Source organism: Nonomuraea sp. NPDC050540, assembly GCF_044457485.1.
GTDB lineage: Bacteria > Actinomycetota > Actinomycetes > Streptosporangiales > Streptosporangiaceae > Nonomuraea.
Genome location: NZ_JBITHA010000002.1, coordinates 189,484 through 203,510, shown reverse-complemented (window position 1 = coordinate 203,510; position 14,027 = coordinate 189,484). Strand labels below are relative to the sequence as shown.

General features: G+C 73.9%; 11 protein-coding genes. 6 read left to right on the top strand and 5 right to left on the bottom strand.

Annotated elements, in window-relative coordinates:
• Window positions 1-68: 68 nt before the first annotated feature.
• From ACIBI5_RS07425 to ACIBI5_RS07410, 4 genes are read left to right on the top strand one after another with little or no spacing between them, the layout of a single operon-like run.
• Window positions 69-884 carry a phytanoyl-CoA dioxygenase family protein gene (locus ACIBI5_RS07425; protein WP_397244182.1) on the top strand — a complete coding sequence of 272 codons (816 nt, stop codon included), beginning with the start codon at window positions 69-71 and terminating at the stop codon, window positions 882-884.
• A gap of 20 nt (window positions 885-904) precedes the next feature.
• On the top strand, window positions 905-1,426 hold the full coding sequence (locus ACIBI5_RS07420; RefSeq protein ID WP_397244180.1) for a GNAT family N-acetyltransferase: 522 nt from the start codon (window positions 905-907) through the stop codon (window positions 1,424-1,426).
• 28 nt (window positions 1,427-1,454) lie between these two features.
• On the top strand, window positions 1,455-2,402 hold the full coding sequence (locus tag ACIBI5_RS07415; RefSeq protein ID WP_397244178.1) for a phytanoyl-CoA dioxygenase family protein: 948 nt from the start codon (window positions 1,455-1,457) through the stop codon (window positions 2,400-2,402).
• A complete protein-coding gene (locus ACIBI5_RS07410) occupies window positions 2,399-4,189 on the top strand; it encodes an ABC transporter ATP-binding protein (RefSeq protein WP_397244176.1) in 1,791 nt (596 codons plus the stop codon). The genes ACIBI5_RS07415 and ACIBI5_RS07410 overlap by 4 nt, the downstream gene beginning before the upstream one ends.
• Here ACIBI5_RS07410 and speB read toward each other — a convergent pair.
• Window positions 4,186-5,025: an agmatinase gene (gene speB / locus ACIBI5_RS07405; RefSeq protein WP_397244174.1), complete on the bottom strand. Its 840-nt coding sequence runs from the start codon at window positions 5,023-5,025 to the stop codon at window positions 4,186-4,188. The two genes, ACIBI5_RS07410 and speB, sit on opposite strands and share 4 nt — an antisense overlap.
• A 278-nt stretch (window positions 5,026-5,303) precedes the next feature.
• On the opposite strand from speB, the gene ACIBI5_RS07400 reads away from it, so the two are divergent.
• Both ACIBI5_RS07400 and ACIBI5_RS07395 read left to right on the top strand, forming a co-directional pair.
• Window positions 5,304-6,434: a YcaO-like family protein gene (locus tag ACIBI5_RS07400; RefSeq protein ID WP_397244172.1), complete on the top strand. Its 1,131-nt coding sequence runs from the start codon at window positions 5,304-5,306 to the stop codon at window positions 6,432-6,434.
• The gene (locus tag ACIBI5_RS07395; protein WP_397244170.1) at window positions 6,422-8,116 is read left to right on the top strand and encodes a TfuA-like protein; all 1,695 of its coding nucleotides are present in this window, start codon (window positions 6,422-6,424) and stop codon (window positions 8,114-8,116) included. Before ACIBI5_RS07400 ends, ACIBI5_RS07395 begins: the two co-directional genes overlap by 13 nt.
• Here ACIBI5_RS07395 and ACIBI5_RS07390 read toward each other — a convergent pair.
• The 4 genes from ACIBI5_RS07390 to ACIBI5_RS07375 are packed head-to-tail and all read right to left on the bottom strand — an operon-like array spanning window position 8,091 to window position 14,020.
• Window positions 8,091-9,404 (bottom strand): hypothetical protein, encoded by a 1,314-nt coding sequence (locus tag ACIBI5_RS07390; RefSeq protein ID WP_397244168.1) that lies wholly within the window; start codon window positions 9,402-9,404, stop codon window positions 8,091-8,093. The genes ACIBI5_RS07395 and ACIBI5_RS07390 overlap by 26 nt on opposite strands.
• Entirely contained in the window at window positions 9,401-10,831 is a 1,431-nt protein-coding gene (locus ACIBI5_RS07385) for an asparagine synthase-related protein (RefSeq protein ID WP_397244166.1), read from the bottom strand. Before ACIBI5_RS07385 ends, ACIBI5_RS07390 begins: the two co-directional genes overlap by 4 nt.
• A complete protein-coding gene (locus ACIBI5_RS07380) occupies window positions 10,828-12,630 on the bottom strand; it encodes an alpha/beta hydrolase family protein (RefSeq protein WP_397244164.1) in 1,803 nt (600 codons plus the stop codon). The genes ACIBI5_RS07385 and ACIBI5_RS07380 overlap by 4 nt, the downstream gene beginning before the upstream one ends.
• Window position 12,631: 1 nt before the next feature.
• On the bottom strand, window positions 12,632-14,020 hold the full coding sequence (locus tag ACIBI5_RS07375) for an asparagine synthase-related protein (RefSeq protein WP_397244162.1): 1,389 nt from the start codon (window positions 14,018-14,020) through the stop codon (window positions 12,632-12,634).
• Window positions 14,021-14,027 lie beyond the last annotated feature (7 nt).

The following is a 14,027-nucleotide window of genomic DNA, read 5'->3' as shown; positions in this document are numbered from 1 at the left end:
CCGCCAAGCCCGTTGATAACATCCTGCCCGTCTCCGGAGCCGGAGGTCCTATGGCACCGTCCCCGTCCGTGCGGTCCTTCGACGTCTCGCCCGGCCAGGCCACGTGGCTGCCCGCCGCGGCCGGGGCCCTCGCCGCCGACGGCGCGGTGCTGCTCACCGGTACGGGCCTGGCCGGCATGGCCCGTGAAGTCGGTGAGCGCATGCTCGCCGAAGTCCCTCTGCTGGTGGACCACCACGACGTGCTCATGGCCTACGACGACGGCCACATGCGGCACCGTCCTCCCGGCGGCGGGCACGTGGCGGCGTTCCTCGGCCATCCGGCCGTGCTCGCCCTGTGCCGCGAGCCGCTGGCGGCGCCCCGCGTGCTCAGCTACCACGGGCACACCGTGCTGCCCGGATCCCGGCCGCAGCCGGTCCACGCCGACTGGGAGCCGCTGTGGCCGCGGAGCGCGGCCGCGCACCCGCCGTTCATGCTGGCCGTCAACATCGCCCTGGTGGACACCGGCGCGGACAACGGCAGCATCGAGGTCTGGCCGGGCACCCACGAACTGGCCTCGCAGGACGTCTACCGTCCCGGCTCACTGTGCGTACGCGAGGAACTCCTGGAGGAACGGCGGCGGACACGGCCACCCGGGCGCGTCGCGATGCGCGCCGGTGACGTGCTGATGCGCGACGTGCGCCTGTGGCACCGGGGCACCACGAACACGACCGGCACGGCCCGCCCGATGTTGTGGCTGCTGCTGGCCGCGTCCTGGCTGCGCGCCGAGCCGTCGGTCCTGCTGGAGGCGGAGGTACGCGGCGAGGTGGAGGCGCTGGCCGTCGAGGTGGCCGCCGAGTACGTCGGCCACCCGGTCGGCGCCCTGTCGGAAGGCGGGGCGGAGTGAGCACCACTCAGGGAGGGCATGTGCCGTACGAGGTCCGTCTGATCACCGAGCGGGACGTCGAAGAGGTGCTGGTGCTGTGGGGCCTGAACGCCGGTGAGCACGTGCCCCTGCTCTCCTACGATCGCTGGGGGCCAGGCGTGGCCGTTCCGGCGCGGCCCGAGGTGACGGAGGTGGAGGCGTTCACCCGTGACCCGCTTGAGGGCACGAGGGATCTGCTGCGGGCCGCGCTCACCGACGAGCTGTCGTTCTGCCTGGTGGCCGACACCGGGCACGAGCTGGAGGGATTCCTGAGCGGGGAGATCCACACCCAGTCCGTCAACGACTTCCGCATCGGCTCCGTCCGTGAGTTCTACGTCCGCCAGGAGAGCCGGCGCCGCGGCATCGGGTCCGCCCTCGTCGAGGCGGCGATCGAAGAGTTTCGCCGGCGGCGGGCGCGGATGTTCCGCGCCGAGGTCAACCCGAGCTGGAAGGACGGCATGGCGTTCTGGCGGGCGCGGAGCGCGTGGCTGCAGGACGCCGTGGTGTTCAACCACTACGAGTGAGCATTCATCCGCGAAACGCCTGGGGAGCATGATGAGCCTGCAGAACGACGGCGCCACAGTGGTCGCCGAGGACTCCACCCCGATCGCCGGCGATCCCGACGCGCTGCGGCGGCGCCTGGGGGAGCACGGCATGCTCCTGTTCAGGGGCCTCCTGCCGGAGACGCGGCTGGCCGAGCTGCGCGCCCGGTTCACCGGGGTGCTCTACCGCCACGAGTGGCTGGCCGAGGACGGTGAGGACACCGAGCCGCGCCCGGCGGCCAACCGCCGCGACGGCAGCCCCCGCTGGTGGCGCATGTACCAGGACCTGCAGCGGGTCGAGCTGATGCACGAACTCGCGCACGCGCCGGAGGTCGTCGGGGTGATGCGGGCCATCCTCGGCAAGCACCTGCTGAACCACACGCGGCGCCAGGTCAGCCTCGTGCATCCCGGCTTCTGGGTGCCGCCGCACCAGGAGCACACCTACGTCCAGGGCACCCCGGACGTGCTGACCGCCTGGGTGCCGTTCACCCCGTTCCCGGCCGGCGGCGGCACGCTGCGCGTGTTGAGGGAGCGCTCGGTGCCCGGGGTGCGGCCGCTGACCGTGCTGGACACCGGAGGGGTCGAAGCCGAGGTCGGGCCGGGCGAGGGTGACTGGTGGCGGGCCCCGGACCTGGGTCCTGGCGACGTGGTCGTGCTGCACGCGCTGGCGACGCGGGCGGTGGACGAGAACCGCTCGCCGTACCTGCGCGGTGCCGTGGAGTACCGCTACCAGTCCGCGCGCGAGGCGGTCTGCTTCGCCTCGCTGCGCCCGCACCACTACCCGCGCGTGCCGGGCTGGGAGGAGCTGGCGACCGGCTGGGCCCAGCGGCGCTGGCTGCGGGTGCCGCTGCGGGTCCGGCAGGTGGACTTCCTGCTGCCCGACCGGCAGGAGAGCTGGCACGAGCTCCTTCCGCACCCGGCCTCCCGGCTGCTCGACGTGGAGTCCGGTCGGAGGTGACGTCGACCCGCCGGCCCGGGAAGGAGGGCGGGGCCGGCGCGGCCAGGGTGGCGATCCGGCTCTGCTTCGAGGCCTCACCCAGGCTCCTGATCCTCGTCCTGCTGCTGTCCACGGCCGTCTCCACGCTGCCCGCGGCTCTCCTGCTCATCGTGCGCGAGATCGTCGAGGCGTTCTCGCAGGGCCAGGACGGCCGGGCGACGACGTGGATCCTGGTGCTCGGCGGGCTGACCGCGGCGCGGGTGGCGCTCGGCGCGTTGATGTCCGTGCGCCGTGAGGAGCTGACCGAGCTGGTCGGCATCACCGCCGAGCAGCGTCTGCTGCGGGTCACGGGCTTCGCGCCGCTGGAGCGCTTCGACGATCCGGCCTGGTACGACGCGGTCGCGCGGGCACATGACGGCGTGACCTGGCGGCCGGCCGCCATCGCCGGGATCCTCATCGAGTTCTGCGGCCAGATCGTCTCGCTGGCCGGCATGGTGGGCGTGCTGGCCGTCCTGGACGTCCGGCTCATCGGCCTGGCCCTGCTGGCGGGCGTGCCGCTGCTGGTGCAGCGGCGGCTGGAGGCCAGGGCCATCTATCTGGCGCGACGGGGCACCACCGAACTGGAGCGCCGCCGCGACTACCTGACCGAGTTGCTCGTCCGCTACGACCTGGCCAAGGACGTGCGCAGCTACGGGCTGGCCGCGCCGTTCACGCGGATGCACGACGACGTCAGCCGCCGCGCGCTGCGGGCCGTCGTCGCGGCGAGCCGCCACAGCGTGGCGCGCGGGCTGGTCGCGGGGGTGCTGAGCGCCGTCTGCCTGGTCGTGGCCTACTACCTCGCCGCCGGTCAGGCGCAGTCGGGGGCGCTGACGGTGGCCGAGCTGTTCCTGGTCTTCACCGCCTTCAACACTCTCGTGAGCAGCACGGTGGACCTGTTCACCATCGCGGTGGACATCGAGGAGCACGCCGCCTACCTCACCGACTTCGTCGCGCTGGCTTACGGTCCCGCCCTGCCCGCCGACGAGCCGTCCGAGGCCGCGCCCGAGGCCGTGGAGCACGTGCCGGCGGTCGAGTTCCAGGGCGTCGGGTACGCCTACGCGGGCGGGCCGCCGGTGTTGCGCGAGGTGTCGTTCACGCTCCGGCCCGGCGAGTTCACCGTGCTGGTGGGACGCAACGGCGCGGGCAAGTCCACGCTCGTCAAACTCCTGCTCGGGCTGCTCGGCCCCGTCGGCGGGCGCATCCTGATCGACGGGGCCGACCTGGCGGAGCTGGACCCGGCCCGGCTGCGGGAGCTGATCGGCGTGCTTTACCAGGAGTACGGGCGCTACGAGTTCACGGTGGCGGAATCGGTCCGTCTCGGACGGGCGGACCGGCCGCTCGACCAGGACCGGCTCGCCTTCGCGCTGCGGGCCGGCGGGCTGGACGGGCTCGTCGGGCGGCTGCCGCACGGAGCCGACAACCTGGTCGGCCGGATGTTCCCCGGCGCCCGCGACCTGTCCGGCGGCCAGTGGCAACGCCTGGCGCTGGCGCGTGTCCTCTACCGCGACGCGCCCGTCTGGGTGCTGGACGAGCCCACCGCGGCGCTCGACGTCCAGGCGGAGGCCGCCCTGATCCAGCGGCTGCGCGCCGAGCGCGGCAGGCGGACCGTGCTGCTGATCACCCACCGGCTGGAGACGGCGCAGACCGCCGACCGCGTGCTCGTGCTGGACGACGGCGTCCTGGTCGAGCACGGCTCCCACGAGGAACTGCTCTCCCGGGGCGGCAGCTACGCGCGGCTGTGCGCCGAGTACGCCGACCGGTCCGGCTAACCGGCGACCCTGCGGCGGGCCGTACCGGCCAGGAACTCCAGCACGCAGCGGTTGGCCACCAGCGCGGTGACGTCGGCGTGGTCGTACGGCGGCGCGACCTCCACGACGTCCATGCCGACGACGTCGGTGTTGAGCACCAGGTCGCGGATGCCGCCGAGCAGTTCCCTGCTGGTCAGGCCGCCGGGCTCGGGGGTGCCGGTGCCGGGCGCGTACGAGGGGTCCAGCACGTCGATGTCGATGGAGATGTAGACCTTGCCGGTGATCGTGGAGATCACCTGCTGGATGATGTCCGTGAGCCCGGTCTCCTCCACGTCCATCATGGTCCAGTGCTCGACGCCGTTCTCCCCGGCCCAGGCGAAGGTCTCCCTGGACGGGCCGTAGCCGCGCAGCCCGATCTGGAACACCTGGTTGGTCAGGCCTTCCTCGATGACGCGCCGGACCGCCGTGGCGTGGGTGAGCAGGCGTTCCGGGCCGCCGTCCCAGGTGTCGGCGTGCGCGTCCCAGTGCACGAAGCTCACCGGGCCGTGCTTGGCGGCCACGGCCCGCAGGACCGGTAGCAGCACCGAGTGGTCGCCGCCGAGCACGACCACCTGCTCCGTCACGGACATGAGCTCCCGCACCCACTTCTCCGCGGCGTCCAGGTTGCGGTCGTGCTGACCGGGGGTGACGGGCACGTCGCCCACGTCGACGATCCGCAGGTGCTCGAAGATCTCGGTCTCCAGGCCGACGTGGTAGAGGTTGCCGGAGATGAGCGTGGACGCGTCGCGGATGGCCGCGGGGCCGAAGCGCGCGCCCGGCCGCCCGCCGGTGCCCGAGTCGACGGGTATGCCCAGCACGGCCACGTCACTCGGACGACCCTCGAACTTGCCGTCACTTGACTGGGGAATGTCATGAAACGTCCGCGTGGGCACTCATATCCCCTATCGCACACTTGTCTCTTTGGTTATCGGTCGGCAGCATAGATCAAAGATCGCGCGCACAACACCGTCCACCGGGATGCGGCAATAGGGGGAAACTCATTTCTCATTCCTTTGTCAGGGAATTATCCGGCCGCTGGGCCGCCGAATGGGCGCGGCCGATCCGCAAGGAGTACCGCGACGGCACGGATCGAGCGGTGAGCCCGGCCGCGACCCTCGAACGGGTGTCGCCCGCCATGGCCGTCGCCGGAATCACCCGCGTGGCGAACGTGACCGGAATGGACCGGATCGGGATCCCGGTCTGGTGCGCGATCCGCCCCGCCTCGCGCAGCCTGGCCGTCTCGCAGGGCAAGGGCGTCACGGCCGAGGCCGCGAAGGTGTCCGCGATCATGGAGTCGCTCGAACTGTGGCACGCCGAGACCCACCACCTCCCCCTCCGCTACGACAGCTTCCGCGCGCTGGCCGCCGGCGGCGCGGCCGTACTCGACCCGATGACCCTCGTACGCTGCCCGTGCAGCGGGTACGCCCCGGACCGCGCGATGCGCTGGGTACACGGCTGGGACCTGATGAAACGTGAGCCGGTCTGGGTGCCGTACGAGGCGGTGCACTGCGACTGGCGGGTGCCGATCGCGCCGGGCGACCACTCCGTGCAGAACGGCTCCAACGGCCTGGCCTCCGGCAACAGCCTCATCGAGGCCGCCGTCCACGCCCTGTGCGAGCTCGTCGAACGTGACGCCATCGTCGCCGCGCAGGACGCCGGCGACATGTTCGCCGCACGGCGGATGGTGCGGCCGGAGTCGATCACCGACAGCGGCTGCCAGGCGCTGCTCGAACGCTTCCGTCAGGCCGGGATCGACGTGCTGATCTGGGACCTGACCTCGGAGATCGGGGCGCCCGTCTTCAACTGCCTGGCCGTGGAGACCGACACGCCCTGGTACCACCCGCTGCCCCAGACGCAGGGCTCCGGCTGCCATCCGCGCCGGGCCATCGCGCTGTCGCGCGCTCTCACCGAGGCGGCGCAGGCCAGGGCGACGGTGATCGTGGGGTCGCGCGACGACATCGGCCGCGAGCGGCAGACCTGGTACTTCGACCCCGACCAGCGGCGCGCCGTCGGCGACGCGACCGGCGACCGCCCCGCGCACGACTACACAGAAGCGCCCGACGTCGACCACCCGACGACCAATGAAGACCTGGACTGGCTGGTGGCCCGGCTGGAGGCCACCGGAGCGACCTCGGCCGTGGTGGTCGATCTGACGATCGACGATCTGGGTGTGCCGGTGGTCAAGGCGGTCGTGCCCGGAATGCGGTGGCGGCCATGGGAAGAGTGAGAGCGGCCGACCGGCGTCCGCCGGTGGTGTTCCTGGGGCCCACGCTGCCGGTCGAGGAGGCCGCGCGCATCCTGCCCGCCGCCGACTACCGCCCGCCCGCCGAGCTCGGCAGCGTCTACCGCGCGGCCCGCGAGCGCCCGGCCGCCATCGGGATCGTGGACGGGTACTTCGAGCGCGTCCCCGCCGTCTGGCACAAGGAGATCCTCTACGCCCTCTCACTCGGCATCAGGGTGTACGGCGCGGCCAGCATGGGCGCGCTGCGGGCCGCCGAGCTGGCCCCGTTCGGCATGATCCCGGTGGGCGAGGTGGCGGAGCAGTACCGCCTGGGTCTCCTGACCGACGACGACGAGGTGGCGGTGCTGCACGCCCCGGCGCAGGGTGGATACCGCCCGATGTCCGAACCCATGGTCAACATCAGGGCGACGCTGGCGGCGGCCGTACGGGAGGAGATCCTCGACGCGGACGCCGCCGCGGCGCTGGCGGCACGCGCGAAGGACATGTACTACCCCGACCGGGACTGGGCGGCGCTCCTCGCTGCCGAATCCGAGGCCGCCGAATCCGGGACCGCCGGGTCCGGGGCCGCCGCGCACCTCGACCGGCTGCGCGCGTGGCTGCCCGGGGGCGCGCTGGACCAGAAGAGGCTGGACGCCGAGCGGCTGCTGGCCGAGATGGGACGGTGGCTCCGGACGGGAGCCGGCCCGCCCCCGACACCGGCGTGGCCGTTCGAGCAGACGGAGAACTGGGGGGAACTCGTCGTGGGCGACGGGCACCCGCCGTCGGGAGCGGCCCACGGTGACAGGCGAAAGGAGTCCAGGGCAGTGAACGGTGACAGCGAGAGGCAGGGGGACGGCTTGCCCGCCCGGAGGGCGATCCGCGCGGCCGAGGTGCCCCGGCGCCGGGCCGCGGACATCGGTGACGTGCGAGAGCTCGAACGGGCACGCCGGCCGGTCCTCCTCGAAGGCGCCCTGGACGGCTGGCCGGCCCTGGACCGCTGGAACCCCGGCTACTTCCGCGAGCGGGTCGGGGCGACGCGGGTGCCGGTCGAGTTCTACCCGTCCGGCTCCTACTACGGCAGCTGGGTGCATTCCCATCTGCGCATGGACCGCTACCTCGACCTCCTCACCTCACCCGGGGAGGCGGAGCGCTGCTACCTCGCCCAGGCGCCGCTGCTGGACCTGCTGCCGGAGCTGGCGGACGACCTGTCGGTCCCCGGCTGCCTGACCGGGGCGCCGGAGCTGGGGCTGGCGTTCTTCCTGGGCCGCGACACGGTGACCGCGCTGCACTACCACAGCACGGAACAGGCCCTGCTGTGCCAGGTGAGCGGGGCCAAGGACGTGCTGCTGTATCCGCCGGAGGACCATCGGTTCCTGAACTTCCATCCGTGGTACTCCTACCGCTTCAACTTCAGCCGGATCGACTTCTCCGCCGTGTCGGAGGGGCCGGGCTCGCCGCTGCGGTGCACCGTACGGGCGGGTGAGGCGCTCTACATCCCCCTTTATTGGGGGCACCTCGTCGAAGGGCCGGGCACGACGTCGTCGGTGACGTTCTTCTGGCAGCCCACCACCGGGCGCACCCGGCCCGCGCCCGGCATGCGGCTGCGGTCCGCCCTGGGCGGGGCCGTACGTCGCCGCTTCGTGAGCCCGTTCGGCGAGGCGTTCAACCGCCGTTTCGGTCTGGGCTGACCCGCCCGTACCCCGACAGCCACTCCTCCAGGACCGTCAGCCTGGTCCTGACCTCCGCCGGCACGTCCTCTCCCGGAGCCAGCAGCCCGAGCTCGCGGCACAGCGGGTACTCGCCGGCCGCGCCGGGGAGCTCGCCGGAGGCCGGGGGAGGGGGCGTGGCGGGGAGGGCGTCGCGGGCGGCCCGTGGGACGAGCGAGATCAGCAACCTGTTGCGTCGCAGGTGGGGCGTCGGCCGGCGGGCGTCGTAGCGGGCGCTCTGGGGTAGCCGCGGCGCCCACGCGGCGAAGCCGGGGTCGAGGAACGGCGCCGCGCGCGGAACCGGCGCCGCGGCGGCCACCGCGGCCGGGTGCGGGCCGGCGAAGCGTGCCATGCGAGCCCGCACGCACGCGCGGACCGGGTCACGCTCGCCGGCCAGATCTTCGGCCAGCCGGCCGACCCAGCCGGCCGTCCAGGCCTCCACGTGGGCGCGCAGTTCCGGCGCCAGCACACGCGGCGGCCCACCCAGCACCCGCGCGAACGGCGCCTGGGCCAGGTGGAGGCGGGCACGCAGCCGCCGGGCCGCCGGGCCCCGTCCCAGCGCGGCGGCGGCGTCCGCGAGCGCCGCGGCGACACCCTCCGCCTGCCACCGGTCGGCCAGTCCGCGGCCCGCCGCCCGCACATCCGTCAACCCGGAGGGGCCGGCTTGAAGAAGCTCTTCGCAGCCGTCCGCGGTGAGGATCACGGTCGCCCCGAGCTGCTCCGCCCTGGCCTCGGCCGCCCGTACCAACGGGGTCCGCGCGAGATCGGGCGCGACGGGATTCCACCCGTCGCGACCCCCGCGGCCCTCCTCCTGCGGGGTACGGTCCCAGGATCCGCGGCCGGGCAGCCGGTCGGCTTCGGCCAGGAGGAAGCGGTGGCGCCCGCCGAGAAGCGCGATGGCCTGCTGAGCCGGCACCGCCACGCTCGCGCCCCGAGGGTCGGGATGGTCGGCCACCACGACGGTCACCTCGGCCCCCAGCTCCCTCCCGGCCGTGTCCGCCGCCGCCAGCAACGCCGTCGCACCCAGGCTCCCGTCGTGCAGGACGGCCACCGTCCGGTGGGGCCCGACGGCCCGGCGGACGGCCTCCGCGAGCCGCTCGCCCAGCTCACGCGCATCGGCCGGGCCCCGCTCGTCCGGGCCGGTCTCCACCCGCGACGAGGCCGGATAGACCCCCAGCACCAGCGACGGACGCGACAGGTACAACGCCAGCGCGGCCACGTCGACCCTGCCGGGAGCGCTCACCGGAACGCCCGGGACGGCCCGGGTCACGCCGTCGCCCCGATCCCGGCCGCGCTCGCCCCGCGCTCCTCCGCGCCGCGCAGCCACAGCTCCACCGCGCTGGCCGTGGCCACCTCGAACGTGTCCCGGCACCGCGTCCGCCAGTCCGGCCGCAGCAGCCCCCGCTCCACGGCCAGCGAAGGTTCCACGCGCGTCAGCCGCCAGTACCGGGAGTACGACCGCGAGCCGCGCTGCCGGTACGGCGGCAGCACGGAGCCGATCCCGTCCGGAAGCAAGTCCGTGACCAGGTGTTTCCTGCGCAGGTACTCGTTCTCGTAGGCCGAGGAGTAACGGGCGTCCGCGGGCAGGTGCAGGGCGTACTCGGCGAAGGCCGGGTCGTAGAAGGGGGCGGCCTCGGGCAGTTCGGTGGCCGGTACCACGACGTCGTACGGGAAGGTGCGGTGGATCATCAGCGCCTCGGCCCAGGACATGCCCGCCTCGGCCGCGATCCTCGCCGACTCCCGCCGGTAGTCCCGCTCCCAGGCGCACGCCGCCTCGTGGACCTCGTCGGTCAGCAAAGCCGAGCCGGGTTCGCGTGTCCGCTGCGGCCAGGCCGTCGGCCAGTAGAGGGCGGAGGAGATCCCCCGGTGCAGCCCTCCGGCGAGCACGGCCGTCAGCTCCCGCAGGGGAGGCCCGCCGCCGGCCGCGGCGTCCTTGAGATAGGCGGCCAGATCGCCGAAGGCGCCCCGGCCGGCCAGCCGCGCGGCCATGTATCCGGGCGCCTCCAGCAGTTGGTCGGCGCCGCTGCCGTGGAGCAGGACCTGCGCGCCCGCGTCGGCGGCGAGCTCGGCCATCCCGCGGTGCAGCCGGGGGAAGCCGTCGAAGCGCGGGCCGTGCTCGCACCAGTCCGGCTCCGGCCAGCGGCGGGGGGCCGTGTCCACGCGCAGGTGGAGGCAGCGCAGCCCGAGGAAGTCCAGCAGCCGGTCCACGACCACCTTGGGGCGGCGGCCCCGGTCGTCCGGGATGTCCATGGTGACGGTCAGCAGCCGGCGGCCGGTACGGCGGCAGAGCCGGGCGGTGACGGCGAGCAGCGCGGCGGAGTCGAGCCCGCCCGAGGTGGCGACCGCCACGTGCTCCCGGTCGCCGATCGCCCGCTCGACCGCGGCTTCGAGCCGGTCGCGCAGTTCGCCGGGGCGGGCGTGGCCACGGGGCCGGGGCGGCGCGTGCCGTACGCGCTCGAGACCGGCCCACGGCGCGGCGGGGAACAGGTCGGTGCTCAGCGCCGGCCAGGTGAACCAGGTGGCCAGCGCGGCCAGGGAGTAGGAGGAACTCGCGGCGCGTTCCGGGCCGGTCTCCCGGTAGGCCGGGCCGGTCACGAACGGCGCGAGCCTGCCGGGGGCGGCGACGTAGCGGAAGGACGGACGCTCCCCGGCCGCGGTCGGCGGCGGTGTCAGGTCCGTGTCCTGGGGGCTGGTCATGTGGGCCTCCCTGCGAGGTGGAACGCGAGCTGGCGGCCAACCACCCGGGCGAGCCGGATCCGGTTGGCGGGGCTGGTGATGCCGTGGCCCTCGCCGGAGAGCACCAGGCAGTGGTGGGGACGGCGATGCTCGGTGAGCGCGGCGGCCATGGCGGTCGCGTGGGTATAGGGGACCAGCGGGTCGTCCCGGCCGTGCACCAGCAGCACCGGCGTATGACAGCCGGCGGCGTGGGTGAGGGGCGAGCGGGCGCGCAGGCGGCCGGCGTCGTCGTCCGGGTCGCCCACGCGGTGCAGGAAATGCGCCCGCTCGTGGTGCGACGATCCCTTCACGTGCCGCAGGAAGGCCACCAGGTCGGTGGGCGCGCAGACGGCCACGGCCAGCGCGAAGGCCTTCGGCCGGGCGGTCGCGGCCATGAGCGCCGCGTACCCGCCGTACGACTGCCCCATGATGGCCACCCGGTCCGGGTCGAGGTGCCCTTCCGCGACGGCCCAGCTCAGTGTGTCCTCCAGGTCGTCGTGCATCGCGCCGCCCCAGTCGGCACGGCCGAGGTCCAGGAAACGCGTGCCGTACCCCTCCGAGCCGCGGAAGTTGACCCGCAGCGACGCGTACCCCAGCTCAGCGAGCCACTGGGCCTGCGCGGACAGGCCCCACACGTCGCGCGACCACGGGCCGCCGTGCACGAGCAGCACACCGGGGTACGGCGGCGCGCCCCCGGCCGGGGTGACCAGGTAGCCGTCGAGCACCAGGCCGTCACGCGCGGGAACGGCCACGGCGGCGGTGGGCGCGAGCGCCCGCGGGTTCGTCCTGCGGGTGAGGCGCGGCTTCGGGAGCCCCGGGGTGAAGGGGAGCGCGGTGCCGTCGCCGCGGTTCCACAACAGGTGCCGGGGCGCGGACGCGCCGTCGTCGAGCCGGACGAGCCAGACGGTGTTGTCCCTGGTCAGGCCCACGAGGTCGAGCTCGCCCGGATGGCGGGAGGTGAGCTCGGACAGGTCCGCGGCCGGCTCGGGGCCGAGCGCCCGGAGACCCTGGCGGGCTCCCGACACCAGCGCCAGCTGCGGGACGCGCGTCGCCGGATGCAGCACGACGTCCAGGTCGTGCCCGCCGTCCTCCAGAACGATCCGCGTCCTGCCGGTACGCAGGTCCAGCAGGCATACGCCGAGGAACCCGTCGCGGCAGGGGCCGGACAGGTAGAGGCCCAGCCCGTCCGCGGTGACGTCGACGGGGTGGGTGACCAGGGAGCCGGGCGGGCGGGCTCGCCACACCTCGTGCCAGGTGTCCGCCTCCGCCGCGTACACGGTGAGGGAGCCGTCCTCGTCGCGGGCGGTGGCCGCGCACGGCCGGTCACCGGCGTCGCTGAACAGGCGTCCGGCCGTGCCGGGCGCGGGTACGCGGCGTGCCGGCCCGCCGGGCGAGGACAGGAGGTGCCACGCCGCTCGTCCGTGCGCGTCGGTGCCGCCCAGCAGCAGGCTTCGGCGCCGCGGCTGGTCGCGGTCCACGACGTGGATCCGGCCGAGGCCCTCCGGCGTGACGTCGTCCGTCCGTCCGGTGGCCTCGTCGTGGACGATCACCCGTTCGGTACGGCCTGCCACGACCGCGAGCAGCGCGCCGCTCCCGGGCAGCCAGGCGTGATCCACGATCCGGCCACGGCCGGGCCGGAGCGCGCGCACGCCGTGTTCCCGGCGCCAGACGAACAGGCCCCGCTTCTGCTCGCTCTGCCAGCTCACCGCCCGGCCGTCGGGTGACAGGGCGAGGTTGACGGCCGGTTCCGCGCCGAACCACCTGCGTGCCGGGCCGTTCATGCTAGAGGGCCGGCTCGGCGCCGGCTTCCAGCGCGCCCGCCACCCACCGCTCCACGTTGCGCACCACGATGGGCAGCCGTGGATGGACCCGTTCCAGGTCGAGCCGGTCCATGGGCTGGATCAGCCCCAGTTCCTCGATCAGCGGCGGCTCCTCGGGCAGCACGTCGAGCACGTAGCGCCGGAAGGCGTCGGAGTAGCTCTGCTTGTAGCCCGGCAGCATCGGGCGCAGCGCGGCGGGCAGCAGCCGCAGGTGCAACGCCTTGTACCACTGGTACGGGTACGGCCCTTCGGCCCGGAACCGGGTGGCCGGCGGCAGCCCGAAGGCGTAGCGCACGAACAGCTCGTCCACGAACGGCGAGCGCTGCCGGATCGGAGCTCCGAGCGGATGCGCGTCGTAGGCCCAGGGGAAGATGGAGTCACGCAGGCTGGCCGTCGTCCAGTCGCCGCCCGCCTCCCTGAACGACTCGAACCTGTCCGCCAGCCAGCCCTCGGTCCAGCCCTGGACCGACTCGCGGTAGCCGTCCGTGAGCACCGACGGGCGCCCGCTGTTGACGACGTCGCGCAGCGCGGTCGCCACGTACAGCTGGAAGGAGAGGTGCGGCGGCAGCCGTCGTGCCGCGATCGCGGCGGCCTCGCCCGCCACCTCCACCAGGGAGTCGGCCTGGCCGAAGCTCGTGAGGTAGCTGCGCAGGTCCCGCCACCTGCGCCCGCGTGCCAGCGAGGCGGACAGGTGGTTCCAGGCGCCGAGCACCTCGTCGCCGCCCTGGCCGCTGAGCAGGACGCTCGCCCCGATGTCGGCGGCGTGATCCACGGTGGCCTGGTGCAGGCGCGTGTAGTAGTCGTGGCGGGGGCCGAGCGGCGACCACCGCGGCTCGGGCAGCGCGTGCCACTCGGCGGGCAGGACGTGCAGGTCGCAGGAGATGTCCACGGCCTGGAGCTGGCGGTGGACGAGGGAGGCGGTGGCCTTGCCGAACTGGTCGCGCAGGTTCCACACGACCGCGCTCAGCCGGCGTCCCTCCCGCCGCGTCTGGCGCCAGGCGTGCGCGAAGACGGCCCACGAGTCCATGCCGCCCGAGAGCAGGACCACGGCGGACTCCGCGTCGCCGAGACAGCGCGAGACGGCCGCGGCGAACTCCTCGCCCAGTGCCGCGTCGTCGGTGGAGCCCAGCGGGGGAAGGTCGAGGGGTGGGCGGTGCCGTACCACGCCCTCCCAGGGGCTCTCGGGCGGGAACTCCGCCTCGAACGGCAGCCCGTCCAGAAGCAGCGCCAGTCGTTCCAGTGAGAACCGCTTCGCCGAGGTGACCAGGCGCAGCGGATCACGGTCGAGCGCGCCGTCCTCCGGCCGCAAGTAGAGGGGCTCGGACAGAGCGTCCGAAACCCCTCCAGTCATGCTGGTT

What these genes read in the sequence shown, in the direction of transcription:
- ACIBI5_RS07415 (WP_397244178.1), top strand. Translation starts at nt 1,455, where the DNA reads ATGATGAGCCTGCAGAACGACGGCGCCACAGTGGTCGCCGAGGACTCC.
- ACIBI5_RS07395 (WP_397244170.1), top strand. Translation starts at nt 6,422, where the DNA reads ATGGGAAGAGTGAGAGCGGCCGACCGGCGTCCGCCGGTGGTGTTCCTG.
- ACIBI5_RS07385 (WP_397244166.1), bottom strand. Translation starts at nt 10,831, where the DNA reads ATGACCAGCCCCCAGGACACGGACCTGACACCGCCGCCGACCGCGGCC.
- ACIBI5_RS07380 (WP_397244164.1), bottom strand. Translation starts at nt 12,630, where the DNA reads ATGAACGGCCCGGCACGCAGGTGGTTCGGCGCGGAACCGGCCGTCAAC.
- ACIBI5_RS07375 (WP_397244162.1), bottom strand. Translation starts at nt 14,020, where the DNA reads ATGACTGGAGGGGTTTCGGACGCTCTGTCCGAGCCCCTCTACTTGCGG.